17 protein-coding genes and 1 pseudogene are annotated in these 21,889 nt (G+C 67.6%); 6 read left to right on the top strand and 12 right to left on the bottom strand.

Annotated features, from left to right (window positions below; genetic code table 11):
- The 3 genes and pseudogenes from RMP09_RS03850 to urtE all read left to right on the top strand — a co-directional run.
- Positions 1–185 (top strand): annotated as a pseudogene (locus RMP09_RS03850) (urea ABC transporter permease subunit UrtC); the annotation flags it as partial.
- Entirely contained in the window at positions 182–1,057 is an 876-nt protein-coding gene (gene urtD, locus RMP09_RS03845; RefSeq protein ID WP_177136242.1) for an urea ABC transporter ATP-binding protein UrtD, read from the top strand. The pseudogene RMP09_RS03850 and the gene urtD, both read left to right, overlap by 4 nt.
- Before the next feature lie 576 nt (positions 1,058–1,633).
- Positions 1,634–2,332, top strand: a complete 699-nt coding sequence (gene urtE / locus RMP09_RS03840; protein ID WP_310564682.1) for an urea ABC transporter ATP-binding subunit UrtE — start codon at positions 1,634–1,636, stop codon at positions 2,330–2,332.
- Here the strand turns inward: urtE and RMP09_RS03835 are convergent, their stop codons facing one another.
- On the bottom strand, positions 2,333–3,055 hold the full coding sequence (locus RMP09_RS03835; RefSeq protein WP_310564681.1) for a Crp/Fnr family transcriptional regulator: 723 nt from the start codon (positions 3,053–3,055) through the stop codon (positions 2,333–2,335).
- A gap of 108 nt (positions 3,056–3,163) precedes the next feature.
- Between RMP09_RS03835 and RMP09_RS03830 the strand changes: the two genes are divergently transcribed.
- The 3 genes from RMP09_RS03830 to RMP09_RS03820 are packed head-to-tail and all read left to right on the top strand — an operon-like array spanning position 3,164 to position 7,162.
- Positions 3,164–4,135: a tripartite tricarboxylate transporter substrate-binding protein gene (locus tag RMP09_RS03830; RefSeq protein ID WP_310564680.1), complete on the top strand. Its 972-nt coding sequence runs from the start codon at positions 3,164–3,166 to the stop codon at positions 4,133–4,135.
- Positions 4,132–5,709: a sulfatase-like hydrolase/transferase gene (locus RMP09_RS03825; RefSeq protein WP_310564679.1), complete on the top strand. Its 1,578-nt coding sequence runs from the start codon at positions 4,132–4,134 to the stop codon at positions 5,707–5,709. Before RMP09_RS03830 ends, RMP09_RS03825 begins: the two co-directional genes overlap by 4 nt.
- Positions 5,710–5,722: 13 nt before the next feature.
- Positions 5,723–7,162, top strand: coding sequence for a sulfatase-like hydrolase/transferase (locus tag RMP09_RS03820; RefSeq protein WP_310564678.1), 1,440 nt, complete (start codon positions 5,723–5,725; stop codon positions 7,160–7,162).
- Between the two features lie 5 nt (positions 7,163–7,167).
- On the opposite strand, the gene RMP09_RS03815 is transcribed toward RMP09_RS03820, so the two are convergent.
- The 11 genes from RMP09_RS03815 to uraD all read right to left on the bottom strand — a co-directional run bounded on the left by RMP09_RS03815 (position 7,168) and on the right by uraD (position 21,884).
- Positions 7,168–8,859, bottom strand: coding sequence for a response regulator (locus tag RMP09_RS03815; RefSeq protein ID WP_310564677.1), 1,692 nt, complete (start codon positions 8,857–8,859; stop codon positions 7,168–7,170).
- 160 nt (positions 8,860–9,019) lie between these two features.
- Positions 9,020–9,850, bottom strand: coding sequence for an urease accessory protein UreD (locus RMP09_RS03810; protein WP_310564676.1), 831 nt, complete (start codon positions 9,848–9,850; stop codon positions 9,020–9,022).
- 29 nt (positions 9,851–9,879) lie between these two features.
- The gene (locus tag RMP09_RS03805; RefSeq protein ID WP_310564675.1) at positions 9,880–10,356 is read right to left on the bottom strand and encodes a nucleoside deaminase; all 477 of its coding nucleotides are present in this window, start codon (positions 10,354–10,356) and stop codon (positions 9,880–9,882) included.
- Positions 10,357–10,484: 128 nt separating this feature from the next.
- Positions 10,485–11,249, bottom strand: coding sequence for an ABC transporter permease (locus RMP09_RS03800; protein WP_310564674.1), 765 nt, complete (start codon positions 11,247–11,249; stop codon positions 10,485–10,487).
- Positions 11,250–11,341: 92 nt separating this feature from the next.
- Positions 11,342–12,172, bottom strand: coding sequence for an ABC transporter ATP-binding protein (locus RMP09_RS03795; RefSeq protein ID WP_310564673.1), 831 nt, complete (start codon positions 12,170–12,172; stop codon positions 11,342–11,344).
- A gap of 67 nt (positions 12,173–12,239) precedes the next feature.
- A complete protein-coding gene (locus RMP09_RS03790) occupies positions 12,240–13,271 on the bottom strand; it encodes an ABC transporter substrate-binding protein (RefSeq protein ID WP_310564672.1) in 1,032 nt (343 codons plus the stop codon).
- Between the two features lie 271 nt (positions 13,272–13,542).
- A complete protein-coding gene (locus RMP09_RS03785; protein ID WP_310564671.1) occupies positions 13,543–14,577 on the bottom strand; it encodes a BMP family protein in 1,035 nt (344 codons plus the stop codon).
- Between the two features lie 54 nt (positions 14,578–14,631).
- Positions 14,632–16,119, bottom strand: a complete 1,488-nt coding sequence (locus tag RMP09_RS03780) for a nucleobase:cation symporter-2 family protein (protein WP_310564670.1) — start codon at positions 16,117–16,119, stop codon at positions 14,632–14,634.
- A gap of 209 nt (positions 16,120–16,328) precedes the next feature.
- A complete protein-coding gene (locus RMP09_RS03775; protein ID WP_409559680.1) occupies positions 16,329–18,629 on the bottom strand; it encodes an NADP-dependent malic enzyme in 2,301 nt (766 codons plus the stop codon).
- Positions 18,630–18,771: 142 nt separating this feature from the next.
- The gene (locus tag RMP09_RS03770) at positions 18,772–20,019 is read right to left on the bottom strand and encodes an ArgE/DapE family deacylase (protein ID WP_310564669.1); all 1,248 of its coding nucleotides are present in this window, start codon (positions 20,017–20,019) and stop codon (positions 18,772–18,774) included.
- A gap of 8 nt (positions 20,020–20,027) precedes the next feature.
- Entirely contained in the window at positions 20,028–21,884 is a 1,857-nt protein-coding gene (gene uraD, locus RMP09_RS03765; RefSeq protein WP_310564668.1) for a 2-oxo-4-hydroxy-4-carboxy-5-ureidoimidazoline decarboxylase, read from the bottom strand.
- Between the last annotated feature and the right edge of the window lie 5 nt (positions 21,885–21,889).

The raw sequence follows: 21,889 nt of genomic DNA, 5'->3' as shown, positions 1-21,889 counted from the left end.
GCCGCGCCACGCTGGTCGGCCCCATCATCGGCGCCTTCATCGTCAACGGCGCCAAAAGCTGGCTCACCGTGACCTTCCCCGAGTTCTGGCTCTACTTCCTGGGCGCGCTGTTCATCGCGGTCACGCTGTGGATGCCGCAGGGCGTGGTGGGGTTGGTGAAGAAAATCCGTGGAGCGAGAGCATGACGCCCGATCTGATGGAAGAAGGCGCGCAGCGCTTTGAAAAACTGCAGACAGCGGGCGTGCTGGGCCGGACCGAATCGGGTGGTCGTGCCGCGGCTTACGGCCGCATCCACACGCCCGGCGAGGTGGACACCACGCACGGCCGCATCCTGTACCTGGAAGACGTGCACGTCAGCTTCGACGGCTTCAAGGCCATCAACGGCCTGAGCCTGGACATCGCGCCCGGCGAGCTGCGCTGCATCATCGGCCCCAACGGCGCGGGCAAGACCACGATGATGGACATCATCACCGGCAAGACCCGGCCCGACAGTGGCCAGGTGTTTTTCGGCAGCACGATCGACCTGCTGCGCTACCGCGAGCCCGAGATCGCCGCTTTGGGCATCGGCCGCAAGTTCCAGAAGCCCACGGTGTTCGAGCAGCTCAGCGTGTACGAGAACCTGGAACTCGCGCTGGCGACCGACAAGCGCGTGCGCCACAGCATGGTGTTCCGCCCGACGGGCGAAGAGAAGGACCGCCTCGGCGAGGTGCTGACCACCATCCACCTGGCCGACAGCGCGGCGCGTCTGGCGGGCAACCTGAGCCACGGGCAGAAGCAGTGGCTGGAGATCGGCATGCTGCTGATGCAGGACCCGAAGCTCTTGTTGCTCGACGAACCCGTGGCCGGCATGACGGACGAGGAGACGGAGCGCACGGCGCAGCTGTTCCTGACGCTGAAGGGCAAACATTCGCTGATGGTGGTGGAGCACGACATGAGCTTCATCCGCACCATTTCGGAGAAGGTCACGGTGTTGTGTGACGGGTCGGTGCTGGCCGAGGGGACGCTGGATGAGGTGCAGGCGGATGAACGGGTGATCGAGGTTTACCTTGGGCGCTGACTTGTTGTCTTTGTCTTTGTCTTTGTCGTCGAGGAGTGGCGTCTGTGGCGAGCCGGGTCTCGGCCCGGCGGCCGACTCACTTTCTTTTGCTTCGCCAAAAGAAAGTAAGCAAAGAAAAGGCGAGCCGACGACCGGGCCGCTGCGCGGTTCCTTGCGCTGCTCGGGTCGCGGGGGAAATTCGCAAACTAGTCCGCTGCGCGGCCGTCGGACATGCGAATTTCTGATCCCCGCGCCCCTGCGCTGCTCAGCCCGGTCGGACGGCACAGGCGGGGACGGGCTTCCCTTCTTGCAACCGTGGTGGATCGCGGGGGAGTCCGTACCCGATTCCTGCCGTCATGCGCTGGCGAGTAGCGCAGGACCGGGCGGGAACAGGGCTGCGCATGTCCGAAGGCCGCGCAGCGGACAAGTTTGCGCAGACCCCGCCCGGACCGAGCAACGCAGCGTGCCCGGAGCGAAGCGCAGGGACAGCGCATTCGGCTCGCCTTTTCTTTGCCTACTTTCTTTTGGCGAAGCAAAAGAAAGTGAGTCGGCCGCCGGGGCGAGACCCGGCCAACCCAACCAGCCGGAGAAAACAAGATGAGCCTCCTCGAAGTCAAAGACGTCAACCAGTACTACGGCGGCAGCCACATCCTGCGCAACGTCAACCTCAGCGCCGAACTGGGCAAAGTCACCGTGGTGCTCGGCCGCAACGGCGTGGGCAAGACCACGCTGCTCAAATCCCTCATGGGCCTGGTGCCCATCAAAAGCGGCAGCATCACGCTGGCGGGCCAGGCCATCCACAACGCCACGCCCTACGAACGCGCACGCCAGGGCATGGGCTTCGTGCCGCAAGGGCGCGAAATCTTCGGCCGCCTCACCGTGCAGGAAAACCTGCAGATGGGCCTGGCCTACAAGCGCGGCGGCACGCCGATCCCGGCCGAACTGTTCGAACTGTTCCCGGTCTTGAAGCAGATGCTGGGTCGAAGAGGCGGCGACCTCTCAGGCGGTCAGCAGCAGCAACTCGCCATCGCGCGGGCGCTCGCCGCCGGACCGAAACTGCTGATCCTGGACGAACCCACCGAAGGCATCCAGCCCAACATCATCAAGGACATCGGCCGGGTGATCCGCCTGCTGGCCGACCGCGGCGACATGGCCATCGTGCTGGTGGAGCAGTACTACGACTTCGCCGAAGCGCTGGCCGACCAGTACGTGGTGATGGAGCGCGGCGAAGTCATCGCCAGCGGGCCGGGCCGCGAGATGCAGGCCAAGGGCATCCGCCAGCTGGTCGCGATCTGACTACCCGGCTTTTCCCTGGAGGGCCGACAGATCCAGGATGTGGACGGTGCCTCTGCCCAGGCTGATGTGACCTTCCCGCTCCAGCTGTTTCATGGCCAGCGAGGCCTTCGGCCGGCTGACGCCGGCGCGGCGCGCGATCTGGTCATGGGTCACCTTCAGCACCCACTCGCCCTGCACCGGGTCGCGGTCGCTGGCCATGCGGACCAGCGCCGCAGCCACACGCAATGGCACGCTGCGCTGCATCCAGGCGCGCTCGCGCCCCTGCACTTCGCGCAGGCGCCGGCTCAGGAAGCGGATCAGGAGCACCGCCAGGAGCGGCTCGGACTGCACCAGTCGCTCCAGTTCGTCGGTGCCGATCCATCGCACCTCCGTCGGCTCGATCGCCACCATGTCCACCGTGCTCGGCTGTTCGCCAAACAGGTAGGACAGCATCACGATCTCGCCGCGGCCGAACTGGATCGGTACGGTCTGCAAGCCCTTGCCGTACGACCCGTGCATCACGGCGTCGATGGTGCCCTGCACGATCAGGGGCAGGCGGGAGACCCTGTGTCCGGCCGCGATCACGACCTGTCCTGGACCATATCGCCGCAAGGGCCGTTCATCGAGAGACAGGCGCTCCTGCAACACCTGGGTGAGCGTCCGGTTGATGGCCTGGCTGGTCTGTCCGTCGGGCAGGGCCTCGCCGGCGGACGGTGTGGATCGGGTGGCGGAAGGGGATGCCATGGGCGGGTACCGAGGGAATCCACGGGGGTGCTGTGTTCCCGCGGGAACTGAAGGCCGGGGCACCCGCCCCCAACATGGGCCTGCGTTCAAACTACGACGGAGACCATTATGAATCTGCCACGCCGGACACTGCTGATGTCCCTGGCCCTGACGACCTGGGTCGCCGCCCTGCCGATGACGGTGTCGGCCCAGGGAAAGCCGCTGAAGATCCTGGTCGGTTACCCGGCCGGCGGTGCGGTGGATGTGGTGGCGCGCCAGGTTGGCGAAGAGATGCGGGCCGCCGGCTACAACGTCGTGGTCGAGAACAAGGCCGGCGCCGGGGGCCAACTGGCGGTCTCGGCGCTGTTGCAGTCCCCGGACGATGGTGGAACGGTCCTGGTCATGCCCGGTGGCAATCTGTCGCTCTACGCCCACGTCTATCCCAACCTCAAGTACAGCCTGGCGGATCTGGCGCCGTTGGCCACCCTGTGTTCGTTCCATTTCGGCCTGGCGGTGGGGCCGGGCACGCCCGCCAGAACCTGGCCGGAATTTGTCGACTGGGCCAAGTCCCATCCGGGCAAAGCCAGCTATGGCACGCCGGGCGCCGGCACGGGCATGCACTTCATGGGGGTGATGCTCGGTCGCCAGGCGGGCATTGACTTCCTGCATGTGCCCTACAAGGGCGGCGCGGCCGCCATGACCGACGTGCTCGGCGGCAGCCTGCCGTCGCTGGCGACCACTTTGCCCAACCTGGTGAAGCAGCACCAGGGAGGCAAGCTGCGGATCATCGGTTTCACCGGCGATCGGCGCATGGACAAACTGCCCGATGTGCCGACGTTCAAGGAGCAGGGCTATCCGGATGTGTTGCTGTCCGAGGTGTTTGCGGTGTTTGCCAAGGCCACGACCCCGTCGCCCCGGCTGGCCGAGCTGGAGTCCGCTTTCGTCAAGGCCGCCCGCCAGCCACGGGTGGTCGAGGCGCTGAACCAGCTGGAGTTCGATTCCCTGGTGCTGGACGCGAAGACCACGCGCAGCCGGCTGGAGGACGACACCCGCCGCTGGGGTCCGGTGGTCAAGGCGTCTGGCTATACGGCCAAAGAATGAGCCCGGTTGGCCGTGCGCCGAGGCGCCCCAACATCCTGATGGTCATGAGTGACCAGCACCGCGGCGATGCCTATGGTTTCGAAGGACGCCGGGTGCACACCCCCCATCTCGATCAGATGGCCCGGGCCGGCACGCGTTTCTCGGCCTGCATCACCCCCAACGTGGCTTGCATGCCGGCGCGCTGCTCGGTGCTGACCGGCCTGCTGCCCTTGACACACGGTGTGCATGACAACGGCATCGACCTGGACGAAGGGCTCGCGCAGCAAGGGTTCGCTGGCAGCCTGTCGCGGGCCGGGTACCGCAGCCATTTCATCGGCAAGGCGCATTTCTCCAGCAACCACTCCTACGGCGATCGCCCCACGGGGCGTTGCGAGAACATCCCGAGCGCACCGCAGTTCGGCCCCGGATGGCAGGGGCCCTACATGGGTTTCGATCGGGTCGAACTGATGCAGCTGGGCCACAACTACTGGCTGCCCGATCCTGCGCCCGGGGGGCTGCATTACGAGCGCTGGTACCACGGCGATGGCTTGGGAGAACTCAAGAACGCCCTCTATTCACAGCATGTCGGTGCGCCGGTGCAGGGCGCGCAGACCCATTCGAGCGCCCTGCCGGTCGCCTGGCACAACAGCACCTGGGTCGGCGACCGCACGGTGGAAATGTTGCGTGAGCAGGGTCGTCGCGAACGGGGCGGCGATGACACACCGCTGTGCGCCTGGGTCTCGTTTGCCGATCCGCACCATCCGTTTGACGCGCCCGTGCCCTGGAGCCTGCTGCACCGGCCCGACGAGGTGGATCTGCCGCCGCACCGCCAGCGCGACCTGGAGCGCCGCCCCTGGTGGCACCGGGCGGCGCTGGAGAACACCCCCGGTGGCACCCCGGCAACGCGCAAGATCCGGCAGGAGTATTCGCGCATCGGTCCACAGACCGACGAGCAGTTTCGGCAGATCGTGGCCAATTACTACGGGATGATCTCGCTGATCGATCACCAACTGGGTCGGCTCCAGAACACGCTGCGGGAGGAAGGACTGCTGGAGCACACGCTGGTGGTGTTCACCTCCGACCACGGCGAGTGGCTGGGCGACCACGGGTTGGTGCTCAAGGGACCCATGTTCTACGAAGGGCTGATGCGGGTGGGCCTGCTGGTGCAGGGGCCCGGCGTACCAGCCGGCCGGGTGGTGGCCGATCCCGTGTCGACGCTGGATCTGGCGGCCACCTTCGGTGACTACGCGGGCACGCCGGTGGCCTCCGCGGCCCACAGCCGCAGCCTGCGACCACTGATCGAGGATCGGCCGGGGGCGGACCGCGACCACGCACTGAATGAATGGCGCCTGGGGCCGTCGCGCTGCGGCGTGGCGCTCGATCTGCGGGCCGTGCGAACGCGGGACGCCAAGCTGACGCTGGAGCTCGACAGCGGCGCCGGCGAACTGTACGACCTGGTCAACGATCCGTATGAATGCGAAAACCGCTTCGACGACCCCGCGTACCGTGGACTGCGCCAAGCCCTGACCGACCGCATCATGGCGCGCCCGCCGGATGTGCGGGCGAGTTTCTGCGAACCGGTGGGCCCCGCCTGAAAGAAGGTACCCCTTGAACCTCGAACCGTGCAACAACCTGGTCATCATGACCGACGAGCAGGACGGCCTGGCGATGGGCTGCGCCGGCCACCCCTTCGTGCGCTCGCCCCACATGGACGCCCTCGCGGCCCGGGGCACCCGCTTTGCCCAGGCCTTCACGCCGTCGCCGATCTGCGTGCCGGCGCGTGCCAGCTTTGCCACCGGACGCTGGGTGCACCAGATCGGGTACTGGGACAACGCCATCGGCTACGACGGACGGGTGCCCGGCTGGGGCCACGCCCTGCAGGCCGCCGGACAGCGGGTGGAGTCCATCGGCAAGCTGCATTACGCCAACGCACAGGCGCCGACCGGGTTCGACCGCCAGCACGACCCGCTGCACCTGGCCGGCGGCGTCGGCCAGGTCTGGGGTTCGGTGCGCGATCCGCTGCCCGACGAAGCCCGGACCTCGCGGCTGTTTCAGGAACTCGGTCCGGGGCGCAGCCGCTACAACGACTACGACGTGGCCAGCGCCACGACCGCGGTGCAGTGGCTGCATGAGCGCGCCCGGCATCCCGATGCGCAGCCCTGGACCTTGTACGTGGGCCTGGTGGCGCCGCACTTCCCGCTGGTGGTGCCGCAGCGGTTTCTCGACCACATCGACATGGCGGCATTGCCCGCGCCGCGCCTGCATCCGATGGACGGCTTCGAGCGCCACCCCTGGGTGCAGCGGCATGCCGCGTTTTACGACTGCGACGCCGAACTGGGCACGCCCGAGCGGCGGCGCCTGGCGCTGGCCTGCTACTACGCCCTGATCGAATTCATCGACGAACAGCTGGGCCGGATCCTGGCTGCGCTGGCCGAGACCGGTCTGGAGGCTGGAACACGGGTGATCTTCACCAGCGACCATGGCGACAACCAGGGCGCCCGTGGCCTGTGGAACAAGTCGACGCTCTATCGCGAGGCGGTGCAGGTGCCGCTGCTGATGGCCGGTCCCCAGGTTCCCCGTGGTCACCTCTGCCAGACCGCCGTCAACCTGATCGACATTGCGCCGACGCTGGTTCAGGGTGCCGGGCTGGCGATCCCGGCCGCGTTTTCCGGGCAGTCTCTGCTCGAACTGGCCCACGCCCCCGACGACCCGCAGCGCATGGGCTTCAGCGAGTACCACGCGGTGGGATCGCCTGCCGCGGCCTACCTGGTGTGCCAGGGGCGCTGGGCCTATCACCATTACGTCGGCTTCGAACCGGAGCTGTTCGATCGGGTGTCCGACCCGCTGCAAGAGCACAACCTGGCGGGAGAGTCCGCGCACCGTGAGGTGTTGAGCCAGATGCAATCCGCCTTGCGTCGGATGCTGGACCCGGAGGGCGTCGACCGGCAGGCCAAGGACGACCAGAACGCCCTGGTGGCCCGCATGGGGGGGCGCGAAGCCGCGCTGCGCATCGGCCCACAGGGCGCCAGCCCAGCACCGAAAGCCTGATCGCTTCAGGCGCCGACCGTGCCCATCTTGGCCAGCAGGCCTTCGGGGTTTTGTGGGCGGTAGCCGGCGGGCAGCGACACACCGCCCGCGGCGCGGCCGGTGGCCGCCTGTTCGCCCAGGCCGGCGTGGATATCGGTGGTGCGGTACTTCTCTCGCAGGCCCTGCGCGCGCGCCAGTAGCTCCGCATGCTCGGGGATGCGGGCCTGGTAGCGCTGCAGCACCAGATGGGCCGATTCGATGACCTTGGCGTTGAGCGTGCGCTCGCCGTCGGCCAGCAGCTTGACCACCGCGCCCTGCGGATCGCCCTTGAGGCTGAGCGTCATGGCTTCTTCGGTCAGCTTGAGGATGTCGTTGTGCGCGTTGCGGATGCGGTTGATGAAGTCGTTGCGGCCCACCGCGGCGCAGGCCAGCAGCTCGGTCAGGGCGCGGCTGGTGCAGAAACGCAGGCCCAGGGTGTCCACCGCCGCGTCCACCTCGTAGAGCTGGATCGACCGCACGGCCAGCCGCGTCATGAGCGCCAGCAGGTTGCAGCCCGACTCGAAATCGAACTCGGGCTGGAGGATGGTTTTGGCCATGCGGCGCACTTCTTCCAGGGCGCGGGCGGTCTGGTAATCGTGGATGAAGACCAGGGCCTTGATCACGTCCAGCAGGCGCGGCAGGCGCGGCTTGTCGGGCTGGCGGTCGATCAGGTGTTCCAGGTTTTCCAGGCAGCGCGTCAGGCCGCGCTGCTCGTCGGCGTCGAGCCGGGCAAAGGCCAGCAGCACGAGGGCCTGGGGATCGTAGAGCTTGGAGTCCAGGCCGATGCGGGTGGCCCGGTCGAGCAGGGCCACGCCCTCGTCGCGTTCGCCCGCGTACCAGGCCATCATGCCGTGCTTGAGCAGGCGGTTGACCGATGCCGGCGTGAGCTGGGTGGCCATCTTGAAGGTGGCCAGTGCGTTCTGGAAATTGCCCAGCTCGAACTGCGCCCGGCCCATCACGTCGTAGGCGTCGGTGTAGCCCGGTTCGGTCTCGATCAGGCTTTCCAGCGTGGTGGTGGCGCGCTGCGGGTAGCCGGCTTCGAGCTGCGCACGCGCCACGCCCAGCTTGGCCCAGGGCAGGGTCTTGGCCTCCACCACGGCTTCGTAGAGCTTCTGGGCATCGGCCAGTTGGCCCGAGCGCAGCATCAGTTCGGCGCCGATGCGCGCGGCGTACAGCCAATAGGTCTGGCGCTGTTCGAAGTGCCGCTTGCACAGCTGGGCCGCTTCTTCGTAGGCGTCGCGTTCGATGGCGGTGAAGATGTCCTTGAGCGCTTCCTTGCGTTCACGCGCCTGCACGATGCGCTCGACCAGACCGGCCGCGGTGTGGGGTTTGAGCAGGTAGGCGTCCAGGGCCGATTCGGCGGCCTCGGCCACCTTGCTGTACGCGGCCTCGGAGGTGACCATCACGAACACCGTGTAGAACGGCAGCAGCTGGTTGCGGCGCAGGTCGTCCAGCAGGTCCTGGCCGGTGGTGTTCTCGCGTTCGAAGTACTGTTCGGAGATCACCACGTCGAAGTTGCCCACTTCCAGCTTCACACGCGCGTCCACCAGGCGCGAGCACTGCACGATGGTGCCCACGCCGGCGTCGCGCAGCTGGTTGACGATGATGGAGCGCGACTGCGGGTTCCCATCGATGACCAGGGCTTTGGCATCGTGCAGAGCGGTTGCGCTGGGGTTCATGGTGGAAGAAGGTCTGGCCAACAGGGTTTCTGGAGCCCCCATGGGTTCCCTGCACCGATTCTGGGCGTTTGCCGGGGGCTCTGGTGCGGCGAACAGTGTGACAAAACACGCTTATTTCCGGCGCCACGGCCGCCAGACGGGGGCGCCCCGGTGGGATCGATCAGACCTGCCAGATGCGCGGCGCCTGTGCCGGCAGCCCCCAGGCCACCGGCCGCAAGGCCGCCCAGGCCTGCTGCAGGGCGGCCATCAGCGGTTCCACCAGCGGGGCCAGCGCCCGCACCACCAGCAGCTGCGCATGGGGGCAGGTCGCGCCGGCCTGCACGCCATCGGGCCGCTGGCCCAGGGCGGTCTGCACCGCGTCCAGCAGGGCCTCGCGCCGCTCGCGCCCCAGCGGGCTGCCGGTGGCCAGCACCAGCGTGCCCATGCAGCGTTGCCTGGCCAGGCCCAGCGGCGAGTCGAGCAGGCGCCGGTCGGTGGCGGCGATGCGGGCTTCTTCCAGCCACAGGCCGGGGATGTGCATGCGCTGGTGCAGGCGCCCGCTGTCGAAGGGCTGCCCGGCCGAGGGCAGGCCCAGCGCGGTCACGTCCCAGGCCATGAGCTCGGCGCCTTCGGCCAGCGTGGCCTGCCAGTGGTTGACCGCGTCACAGCCGGGGTAGGCGATGGTTTCGAGCGGCAGCCATTCCAGCCGCGCCTGCTCGGCCAGCTGGAGCTGCACCCGCTGCGTGGCGGGCTGGTCGTCGGCGGCGTAGAAACGGGTGGCGCCCGGCGTGCTGATGAAGCCGTGCGCGCCGGGGCCCACCTGCACCGCGATGTCCAGCACGTCACCCCCGACCAGCCCCCCCGGCGGGTGCACGATCACGTTGTGGCAGATGGCATCGCCTTCGGGGTAGAGGCTCTTGAAGATGCGCAGCGGGCCGTCGTGCGCGTGCTGCAGCACGGTGCGTGGGCCTTGCGCGGTGTAGTTCAGAGACAGGTGGGCGTGCCAGGGCATCGGACGAGTGTAGGCAGGTGCCGCGGCGCTCACCGCCGGGACCAGAAGTCGCGGTGCGGCGCCACCATCTCGGCCTCCAGCGCCGGGATGGGGCCGATCACTTCGATGGCCTTCTGCCCGCGTGCGATCAGCTCGCGGCAGGGCAGGGCCAGGGTGGGGTTTTCGGCGTGGTTGCCGGTGAGCGCGAGCAGGGCCTCTTCGCTCGCACCGTAGACGATGCGGCCGATGTGGGCCCAGTACACCGTGCCGGTGCACATGGCGCAGGGCTCGAAGGTGGTCACCAGCGTGCAGCCCCACAGGTAGTCCGCCGGGTAGTTGAGCGAAGCCGTGCGCGCCAGCGTTGCTTCTGCGTGGTGCACCGTGTCGATGTTGCCCTGCTCGGCCAGCACCGTCTCGCCGTCGGGTGCCACCAGCAGCGCGCCGAACGGGTGGCGGCCCATACGCATGGCGCGCAGCGCGACCTCGTTGGCGCGGCGCAGGTGGCGGGCGATCTGGTCAGGGTTCATGTTGTGTTGTCCAACTTTCTTGCCGAGATGAAGTGCCTTCCCTCAAGGGACACCGCGGAACGGGCTTCGCCCGGCCGCAGGTGTCGTCCCCCCTTCAGGGGGGAAGCGCCGTCAGGCGCGCAGGGGGGTCATCCCTGAGATCCTCTGTGGGCCCAGCCGGTGGTGTGCTTTTCGACGAAGCTGAACAGCTCGTACATCACCATGGCCATGATGCCCACCACCAGCAGGCCGCTGAAGGCCAGACCCATCTGCATGGAACTGCCGGCCGAGATCAGCAGGTAGCCGATGCCTTCGTTGGCGGCGGTCATTTCCGACACCGTGGTGCCCACGAAGGCCAGCGTGATGGCGACCTTGAGCGAGCCGTAGAAGTAGGGCAGCGAACGTGGCAGGCCGACCTTGATCAGCACGTCCCAGCGCTTGGCGCCCAGCACCCGCAGCACGTCTTCCAGCTCGGGCTCCAGCGTGGCCAGGCCGGTGGCGATGTTGACCATGATGGGGAAGAAGCTGATGAGAAACGCCGTGAGGATGGCCGGCCCCGCGCCGATGCCGAACCAGACCACCAGGATGGGCACGAAGGCCGCCTTGGGCAGGGCGTTGAAGGCGGTCATGAGCGGGTAGACCGCGGCGTAGGCCAGGCGCGAGCTGCCGATCAGGAAACCCAGCAGCACGCCGACCACGATGGCGATGCCAAAGCCCGCCATCGTCACCCAGTAGGTGCGCCAGGCGTGGCCGAGGATGGTGGTCTTGTGCTCCAGCGTCTGTTCCCAGATGCGCGAGGGGCTGGGGAAGATGAATTCGGACACGCCGAAGCCGCTGCAGATCACCTCCCAGACCACGACGATCACGATCAGCAGCAGAAACGGGGACCAGCGTTCGACTTGTTTTTTGTTCATGGCGAAAGGACTCCGTGGGTGTTGTTCGAGAACACCGCGGAACCGGCTTTGCCGGGCCGCTGGTGTTGCCCCCCTCCGAGGGGTGACGGCCGTCAGGCCGGCGCGGGGGGAGCTCCCCGCATCGCGCCGATGTGGCCGCGGAGTTCATGGACGATGTCGGTGAACTGCGGCGTGTAGGTCACTTCCAGGTCGCGCGTGCGCGGGATGTCGATTTCGCGCTGCACCACGAAGCGCCCCGGGCTCTTGCTCATGCAGTACACCGTGTCGGCCAGGAAGACGCTCTCGCGCAGGTCGTGCGTCACCAGGATCACGTTGAAGCGCTGCGCTTCCCACAGGTCGCGCAGCGTGCACCAGAGCTCCTCGCGCGTGAAGGCATCGAGCGCGCCGAAAGGCTCGTCCAGCAGCAGCATCTTGGGTTCGTGGATCAGCGCGCGGCAGATGCTGGCGCGCTGCTGCATGCCGCCCGAGAGTTCCCAGGGGTACTTCTTCTCCATGCCGCCCAGGCCCACGCTGGCCAGCAGTTTCTTCGCGCGTTCCTCGAACTCCTTGCGCCGGTCCTTGAACTGGCTGCGGAACGGCTCCACGATTTCCAGCGGCAGCAGCACGTTGTCCAGCGTGGTGCGCCAGGGCAGCAGGCTCGGTGCCTGGAAAGCCATGCCCGAGATTTTCAGCGGCCCGGTCACCGGCTGGCCGTCGATGGTGATCTTGCCCATGCTGGGCATCTTCAGCCCGGTGGCGAGCTTCATGAAGGTGGACTTGCCGCAACCCGATGGCCCGACGATGGCGATGAACTCGCCCTGCCGCACCTTGAGGTTGATGTCTTCCACCGCGAAGAGGTTCTGGGCCTGCAGTTCGTCGTTGTAGGCGAGCCAGACCTGATCGAAGTCGACGAAGGGTTTGTCGTGGGACGGGGTGGCGGTCATGGAGCGGTTCTGAAAAAAGGCCAGCCACGGATGTGCGGCTGGCCCAGGCCAATGGCGCGAGCCGGTCTTATTTTTTCGCGGGGGGCAGCACGTTGAGTTCGGCCGCCGACGGCAGCATGGAACCGTTCCACACCACCTTGGGGTCCACCCGCGACTTGGTGCCGTAGGCGTCGGACACCTGCGACGCCATCAGCGCCATGCGGCCGGGCACGATCTGGCCGAAGCCTTCCTTGCGGGCGTCGGGGCTGGCGATCACCGAGTCGACCGCCAGCTGCAGGCGGCGCGTTTCCAGCGCCACGTTGATGATGCCGTCGCGTTCTTTCACGGTGCCGATGGCCGCGGCCGGGTTGGCCATCACTTCCCTGGCCCCCTTGGTGAACGCGCCCAGGAAGGCCTTGACCGCGGCCGGGTTCTCCTTGATCAGCTTGGGGCTGGCGATCACCACGTTGCCGTAGAGCTTCACGCCATGGTCGGCGTAGGGCAGGATGACCACGTCCTCGGCTTTCACGCCGCGCGCTTCCAGGTTGAGCAGCGAGGTGAACGAGAAGCCGGTGATGGCGTCGACGTCGCCGCGCACCAGCATGGTCTCGCGCAGCGGCGGGTCCATCGAGGTCCAGGTCACGTTGCCGATGCCGTTGACCTTCTGGAACACCGGGAAACCCTTGCGACCGGCGTCGAACACCGGGGCGCCGAGCTTCTTGCCGTTGAGGTCGGCCGGCTTGGTGATGCCGCTCTTCTTGAGCGCCAGCACCGCGGCGGGCGTGTTGTTGTAGACCATCATCACGGCCACCGGCTTGTTGGGTGCGTCCGGGTTGTTGGCGTGGAATTCCATCAGCGCGGCCATGTCGGCAAAGCCCATGTCGTAGGTGCCCGAGGCCACGCGCGTGACGGTGCCGCCCGAACCGTTGCCGGCATCGATGCTCACGTCCAGACCGGCGGCCTTGTAGTAACCCTTGGCGGCCGACTGCAGGAACAGCGCGGCCGGGCCTTCAAAGCGCCAGTCGAGCTGGAACTTGATCGGGGTCTCGGCATGGGCCACGCTGAAAGCTGCGGCGGCGACCAGGGCGGCGGTGGTCTGGATGAAATGGCGCTTGTTCATGACGGTTCCGTTCAATGGATGAGGGGGCGGCGGGCCACAGGCCGGGTTGGGTGAACTGTTAGCAAGTTGGATACCAGCGGACGACGAGGATTGAAAACTGAACACACTGTTTGTATACAGTGTTTGCGCGCATACCTGCCCACCGGTGGTTCCAGCGCGGCTCAGGATGGTGCACGACTTCCTGTGCGGCACCAATGCGGGGCATCCCGAGGGTCGGCCATGAAAAAAGAGCCCCGAAGGGCCCTTTTCATGTGCTCGGTTCGCGCGGCCTTCAGGCGGGCGTGGCGAATTCGGGGCCGTTGTAGTCCACCGGTACCTGGATCTGGCCCGCGGCGATGGCGCGCGCCGTGGCCGCCACCCGCTCGCGCACCGGCGCAGTCACGTCCGGCGCCATCGACAGCCGGACGGCGCGTTCGTTCGCGATGCCGATGTGCCGGACCTGACCTGCGGGGAAACGACCCGCCTGCGCATCCTTGATGGCTTCAAACATGCCGATGCTGACATCGGCGATGGCCGAGGCCACAAACACCTTCGGGTCGACGGCCACCCAGTCGATCACGTTGCCGATCTGGCGCGCGCCACTGGCGCGGCAGGCCTGGGTCACGCCATCGCGGCCGGCGTTGAGCATGGTGAAGATCACGTCCGCGCCCGCCGCGATCTGGGCCGATGCAATGCGCTGCGACAAGGCGTTGTCGTCCTGATGGCCCGAGAAATTGGTCAGGACGCGGATGTCTGGCCGGACGGACTTGGCACCCGCGACGTAGGCGGCGCGGCCCTTGAGGCCCGGCCGCACGCGGATACCGGACATGTGACCGATGACGCCGGTGCGGCTGGTCAGGGCCGCGAGCACGCCACCCAGGTAGGCCGACTCTTCCTGGAGCACGTCGTAGCTGCACAGGTTGGCGGACTGGACCGCGCCCTGGGTGACCGCAAAGCGCACACCGGGAAACTTCGCGGCCACTTCTGCGCAGGCCTCGTTGTTCTGCCCGCCGTGGGCCACCACGAGATCGACACCCGAACCGGCCAGTTCGGTGAGTGCCGCGATCAGCTGGTCCTTCTTCGGCGGGATGTTGGCGATGTGGCGCGTTTGCACGCGCAGTTCGGTGCGCGCGCGCTCCAGACCGGTCCATCCCGCCTCCATGAAGCCCCGGTCGTCGATGCGACCGGCCAGCAGGGCGCCGACCTTGAAGTCGGGTGCGGCTTTCGCGGGGCCGGCGCAAGCCGTGATCAAGGGCAGGGCGCCCAGGCCGGCTGCGCCCAGGACGAAACGCCGGCGTGTGGATGTGGAAGGAGGGCGCTTCATCATGCTGGTCATTCGCATAGGGGGTGGGACTGGCGTGGTGGCCTGGACGCTTGCCGTTCAGTGCGCCTCGGCCTGTTGTGCGGCGCGGATCGCCGCCGCCTCGTCCGCTTTGCCACCGTTGAAGAAGAGGTTCAGCAACACCGCCGCGATAGAAGCCAGCAGGATGCCCGACTCGATCAGCGGGTGGATGCTGTGCGGCATCCACTGTTTGAAGTTGGGGGCGATCAGCGGAATCATGCCGACGCCGATGCTGATGGCGACGATCATGGCGTTGAAGCGGTTGACCTTGAAGTCCACGCCCGCCAGGATGCGGATGCCCGTGGCCGCCACCATGCCGAACATCACCAGGCCGGCGCCGCCCAGCACCACGGTGGGCAGCGACTCGACCAGCGCCGCCATCTTGGGCAGCAGGCCCAGCACGATCAGGATGACGCCGCCGGCCACACAGACGAAACGGCTCTTGACGCCGGTGACCGCGACCAGGCCCACGTTCTGCGAGAAGCTGGTGTAGGGGAAGGTGTTGAAAATGCCGCCGATGAGGGTGCCCAGGCCGTCGGTGCGCAGGCCGCGGGTGAGGGCGGCGCGGTCCACCTTGCGGTCGGTCATCTCGCCCAGCGCGAGGAACATGCCGGTCGATTCGATCATCACCACGATCATCACCAGGGTCATGGTCAGGATGAGGATGGGGCTGAACACCGGGGAGGCGATCTCGAACGGCAGCACCACGTCCACCCAGTGCGCCTTGGCCACCTTGTCGAAGTTCATCACGCCCATGAGCGTGGCGGCCACGCCGCCGATGACGATGCCCAGCAGCACCGAGATGTTGGCCAGGAAGCCCTTGGCGAAGCGGGCGATCAGCATGATCGACACCAGCACCAGCGCGGCGATGCCCACGCCGCCCAGGTCGGCGTACTTGGGGTTGGGCAGTTTGGGCACCAGCGCCAGGTCCTTCGGGATCGCCGGCAGCACCGAACCCGGTGCGCCGGCGCTGGCGCTGACCTGGGCCAGCCACTGCGCGTGTTCCGGGCTGATCACGGCGGGCGCGGTGGGGCCGACCGGGTTGCCGAAGATCCAGTTGATGCCCACGCGCATCAGGCTGATGCCGATCACCAGGATGATCGAGCCCGTGACCACCGGAGGGAAGAAGCGCAGCATGCGGCTGACCAGGGGCGCGATCAGGATGGAGATGACCCCCGCGCCGATGATGGCGCCGAAGATCAGGCCCGCCCCTTCGGTGCCCGGGTTGCTGTTGGCCATGGCCACCATGGGCGCGACGGACGCGAAGGTCACGCCCATCATCACCGGCAGCTTGATGCCGAACCACTGCGTCGCGCCCAGCGACTGGATCAGCGTGACCAGGCCGCAGCAGAACAGGTCGGCCGAGATCAGCATCGCCACCTGTTCGGGGCTGAGCTTGAGGGCGCGGCCCACGATCAGGGGCACGGCCACGGCGCCGGCGTACATCACCAGCACGTGTTGCAGGCCCAGCGCGGCCAGTTTGCCGGTGGGCAGGACTTCATCCACGGGGTGGACGGTGTTGCTCATTTGGAGGTCTCCTCGTTCGGGTGGGGCAAGCAAAGGCTTGCTATGCATGCAAAACTGTATACAAATTATGTGCACCAAACTATGCGACTCCCATCGGGGAAACCCTTGATCGTGCGCCGCTGGGCCAGCCGCTCGTCGCCGGGCGGCACGCCAGGCGCGCAAAAAAAAGGGACGCCGAAGCGTCCCTTTTGGCCGAGGCGGTCGCCCGCTCAGTTGCGCGCGTTCGCCGCGGCGGCCAGTGCCGTCATGTTCAGCACGCGGCGCACCGTGGCCGCCGGCGTCAGGATGTAGGCGGTGCGCGCCACGCCGGTCAGCACCGGGCCCACGGTCACGCCGCCGCTGGCGATGGTCTTGAGCACGTTGTAGAGGATGTTGGCCGCGTCCACGTTGGGGCAGATCAGCAGGTTGGCCGAGCCCGTCAGCGTCGAGTCGCCCATGTAGGCGGCGCGGATCTCGGGCTGCAGCGCGGCGTCGCCGTGCAGCTCGCCGTCGCACTCGATCTCGGGGTGCTGGGCCACGAACAGGTCGCGGGCGGCGCGCATCTTCTTGGCCGAGGCCCGCTTGCTGGAACCGAAGCTCGAATGCGAGAGGAAGGCCACCTTGGGCGGCAGACCGAAGCGCTGCACTTCCTGCGCGGCCATCCAGGCGATCTCGGCCAGCTGCTCGGCGCTGGGGTCTTCGTTGACGTAGGTGTCGGCGATGAACAGCGGGCCCTGGTTGGTCATCAGCGCGTTGACGGCGGCGTAGTTGCTCACGCCGGGCTTCTTGCCCAGGATGGCGTCGATGCGCTCCAGGTGCGTGGCGTAGGTGCCCACCAGACCACACACCAGCGCATCGGCGTCGCCCAGCGAGACCATCAGCGAACCGATGATGGTGTTGGAGCGGCGCACCGCGGCCTTGGCCACTTCGGGCGTGGCGCCGTTGCGCTTCATCATGCCGTGGTAGTGCTCCCAGTACTGGCGGAAGCGCGGATCGTCCTCGGGGTTGACGTTCTCCACGTCCACGCCCAGGCGGATGCGCAGGCCGGCCTTCTCGATGCGCGCGTTGATCACGGCCGGGCGGCCGATCAGGATGGGTGTGGCGATGCCTTCGTCGATCGCCATCTGCGCGGCGCGCAGCGCGCGTTCGTCCTCACCGTCGGCGTAGGCCACGCGCTTCTTGTTCGCGGGCAGGGCCTTGGCGGCGTTGAACACCGGCCGCATCAGGATGCCGGTCTGCGTCACGAAGCGCGAGAGCGACTGGCGGTAGGCGTCCATGTCGGTGATGGGGCGCGTGGCCACGCCCGAATCGGCCGCGGCCTGGGCCACGGCGGGCGCAATCTTGAGGATCAGGCGCGTGTCGAAGGCCTTGGGGATGATGTAGTCGGGGCCGAACACCAGTTCCTGCCCGGCGTAGGCGGCGGCCACCTCGTCGCTGGTCTCGGCCTTGGTCAGGTCGGCGATCTGGCGCACGCAGGCCATCTTCATTTCTTCCGTGATCTTGGTGGCGCCGCAATCGAGCGCGCCGCGGAAGATGTACGGGAAACACAGCACGTTGTTGACCTGGTTCGGGTAGTCCGAACGGCCGGTGGCGATGATGCAGTCCGGCCGCGCGGCCTTGGCGATTTCGGGCCGGATTTCAGGTTCGGGGTTGGCCAGCGCCAGGATGATGGGCATCGTGCCCATGCTCTTGACCATGTCGGCATCGACCACGCCGGCGGCCGAACAGCCCAGAAACACGTCGGCGCCGTTCATGGCGTCGGCCAGCGATCGGGCGGCGGTGGTGCGGCAGTAGCGCTGCTTGGACTCGTCGAGCTTGCCGGCCAGCGCGTCGGCGCGTTCGGTCTGGATCACGCCCTTGGAATCGCACACCAGGATGTTTTCAATGTTCACGCCCAGGTTGACCATCAGGTCCAGGCAGGCGATGGCCGCCGCACCCGCGCCGCTGACGGCGACCTTGACCGAACCGATGTCTTTCTTGACCAGTTCCAGGCCGTTGATCAGCGCCGCACTGGAGATGATGGCCGTGCCGTGCTGGTCGTCGTGGAAGACCGGAATCTTCATGCGGTCGCGCAGCTTGCGTTCGATGTAGAAGCACTCGGGCGCCTTGATGTCTTCCAGGTTCACGCCGCCCAGCGTGGGTTCGAGCGCCGCGATGATGTCCACCAGCTTGTCGGGGTCGCGCTCGGCCAGCTCGATGTCGAACACGTCGATGCCGGCGAACTTCTTGAACAGGCAGCCCTTGCCCTCCATCACCGGCTTGGAGGCCAGCGGGCCGATGTCGCCCAGGCCCAGCACGGCCGTGCCGTTGGTGATCACGCCGACCAGGTTGCCGCGCGAGGTGTATTCCGAGGCCAGCGACGGGTCGGCCTCGATGGCCAGGCAGGGGAAGGCCACGCCCGGCGAGTAGGCCAGCGACAGGTCGCGCTGGTTGGACAGGGGCTTGGTCGGGACCACCGCGATCTTGCCCTTGTTGGGCGAACGGTGGTATTCGAGCGCGGCGTCGCGCAGGGCTTGTTCGGCGGGGGTCATGGTGTCTCCAATGTGCGAACCGCCCGGCGGGGCGGGCGGTCATTGTGGCACGTCGAAAGAAAGGGATTCGGTGCCGGGCCGCCCCAAGCCGAATCGCACCCCCATGGGGGGCAGCGACCCGCGAAGCGGCGGAGCGTGGGGGTCACTTCAACAGGTCGAACAGGGTGCGCGCCACCACCTTGGTCGCGCGGCGCAGGTCTTCGAGCACCAGGTTTTCGTCGGCGCGTTTGGCGTTCGACTCGCGCACCGTGCGCGGGCCGGCGCCGTAGATCACGCCGGGGATGCCGTGCTCGCCGTAGATGCGCACGTCGGTGTAGAGCGGCGTGCCCACGGCGGGAATGGTTTCACCGAACACCGCCTGGCCGTGCTTCTGGATCGCTTCGACCAGGGGTTTGTTGCCGGGCAGGGGCTTGAGCGCGCGCGCCAGCAGGATGCGTTTGACGTCCACGCTGATGGCGCTTCCGCCACGCGGCGGCTGGTAGCGGGCCGCGGCCTCGGCGATGGTGCGGCGCAGGTCGGCTTCCACCTCGGTCGGGTCTTCCTCGGGGATCATGCGGCGGTCCAGCTTGAGCACCACCTTGCCGGGGATCACGTTGGTGTTGGTGCCGCCCTGGATCAGGCCGACGTTGAGGTAGGGGTGGCTGGCGCCCTCGACGGCCGAAGCGACCTTCAGGTAGTCGGCATTGAGCGCGTACAGGGCGTTCAGGATGTGCACCGCGCCCTGCAGCGCATCGGTGCCGCTGTCGGGAATCGCCGCGTGCGCCATGTCGCCGTGCACGGTCACTTCCAGCTGCAGGCAGCCGTTGTGCGCCACCACCACCTGGTAGCTGAAGCCGGCCGCGATCATCAGGTCGGGCTTGGTCAGGCCGTTCTTGAGCAGCCAGTCGGGGCCGACCTCACCGCCGTATTCCTCGTCGTAGGTCACGTGCAGTTCCACGCCGCCTTTCAGGGGCGCGCCCAGCGACTCCAGTGCGCGGATGGCGAAGGTGAAGTTCGCGATGTCGCACTTGCTCACCGCCGCGGCACGGCCGTAGAGCTTGCCGTCCACGATCTCGCCGCCGTAGGGGTCGTGGGTCCAGCCCTCGCCGGGCGGCACCACGTCGCCGTGGGCGTTGAGGGCGATGGTCTGGCCGCCGTCGCCGAAGCGGCGGCGCACGATCAGGTTGGTGATGGTCTCCAGCCCGGCGGCCTTGACCTCGGCCTCGGGCACGGCGTGTTTTTCAGCCTGCAGGCCCATGTCGGCCAGCAGCTCGGCGGTGCGCTCGGCGTGCGGCGCGTTGTTGCCGGGCGGCGTGTCGGTGGGCACGCGGATGAGTTCCTGCAGGAACCGCACCTCTTCGTCGAAGTGGGCGTCGATCCAGGCGTCGAGTTGTTGTTGGGCGGTGGTCATGTGTGCTTTCAGTGGGATGCGGTGGACAGTTGTTGCAGCACGTGGTCGAAGGCCTTGACGGCCAGGTCCATGTCGTCGGCGGTGCTGGATTCGAGCGGGTTGTGGCTGATGCCGCTGTTCTCGCCGCGCACGAACAGCATGGCCTGCGGCATCACCTCGTGCAGCTTCATGGCGTCGTGGCCGGCGCCGCTGGGCATGCGGTGCAGTGGCACACCCAGGGCGGTGGTGGCGGCTTCCCAGCGCGCCTGCCATTCGGGGGCGCTGGGTGCGGCGGCGGCGCGCATGGTTTCTTCCAGCGTGTGGCGCAGGCCGCGGCGCGTGCAGATCTCATCGAGTTTGGCCAGCACGTCCTGCACCAGCGCGTCGCGCTGTGCGTTGGTGGGTGCGCGCATGTCCAGGCTGAACCGGCAGGCGCCCGGCACCACGTTGATCGAGCCGTTGGGCACCTGCAGCATGCCCACGGTGGCAACCGAGTCACCGTCCTGCGCGGCGCGCTGCTCGGCGTAGAGGATCAGTTCGGCCACGGCGGCTGCGGCGTCGCGCCGCCGGTCCATGGGCGTGGTGCCGGCGTGGCTTGCCATGCCGATCACTTCGCCCTGGTAGCGCACGCTGCCGTTGATGCTGGTGACGATGCCCAGCGGCAGGTTCAGTTCGTTGAGCACCGGGCCCTGTTCGATGTGCACCTCGATGAAGCCCAGGTACTTCGTGGGGGCGCGCTGCAGTTTGGGGATGTCGTCGATGCACAGGCCGGCGTGCTGCATGGCTTCGCGCATGGTGATGCCGTCGGCGTCCTGCTGGTCCAGCCAGGCCGTGTCGAAGTGGCCGGTGAGCGCCCCTGAGCCGAGGAAGGTGGCCTTGTAGCGCTGGCCTTCTTCTTCGGCAAAGCCCACGACCTCGATGCCGAAGGGCAGGCGCTGGCCGGCCGCGTGCAGCTTCTGCACGCAGGCCATGGGCACGAAGATGCCCAGGCGCCCGTCGTACTTGCCGCCGTTGCGCACGGTGTCGTAGTGGCTGCCAGTGATGAGGTATTTGGCTTGTGCGCCAACACCAGCCGTTCGCCCTGAGCCTGTCGAAGGGTTCGCGAGGGCTTCGACAGGCTCAGCCCGAACGGCTGTAAAGGCGCCCGCCGGGTGGTAGCGCCCCACCACGTTGCCCACCGCATCGATCTCGATCTCGTCGAAACCGCAGTCCTTCATCCAGTGGCTGATGCGCTGGGCGCAGGCGCGGTGCGCGTCGGTCAGGTAGGTGACGGTGAGCTGGCCCTGTTCGGCGTAGCTCGGGTCGCTGTGCTGGGCCAGCTTCTCTTGCCAGTCCCACACGAGCTGCCCGTCGACCGGCTCGAAGCCGAACTTGTCGTTCAGCCGGATCTCGGCGATGCGGTGGATGTTGCGCAGGCATTCCGCGCGTTCGAAGTTCGGGTGGCCATGCACGCGGCGCTCGAAGGCCTCGATGATCTGCGCCTTGGTCAGGCCTGTGCCGCGCGGGCCGCGCACCGCCAGGATGAAGGGGAAACCGAAGCGGGCGTTGTAGGCGGCGTTGAGCCGCTGGATGAGCGCGAACTCCTCGGGCGTGCAGTTCGTGAGACCCGCCTTGGTCTGCTCGTGGGTCGACTCGGCCGTGAGCGTCTGGCTCACCATGGCCTTGCCGGCGAGTTCCGGGTGGGCGCGGATCAGGGCCAGCTGCGGTTCGAGGCCGGCTTCGTCGAGCACGCGTGTCATCGTGTGCTTGAGCTGCGCCAGCGAGGCGAACGGCCGCTGCGCCAGGGCGCGTTCGGCGATCCAGGGCGAGTGCTCGTACAGGCCGTCGAGCATCTGCAGCGCCTCGGGCAGGGGCGCGGCGTTGAGTTGGTCCAGGGTCAGGGGCATGTGTG

Source organism: Hydrogenophaga sp. (assembly GCF_031426985.1).
Classification (GTDB): domain Bacteria; phylum Pseudomonadota; class Gammaproteobacteria; order Burkholderiales; family Burkholderiaceae_C; genus Hydrogenophaga.
The sequence above is the reverse complement of the archived record's forward strand: the minus strand, read 5'-3'. Positions and strand labels throughout refer to the sequence as shown.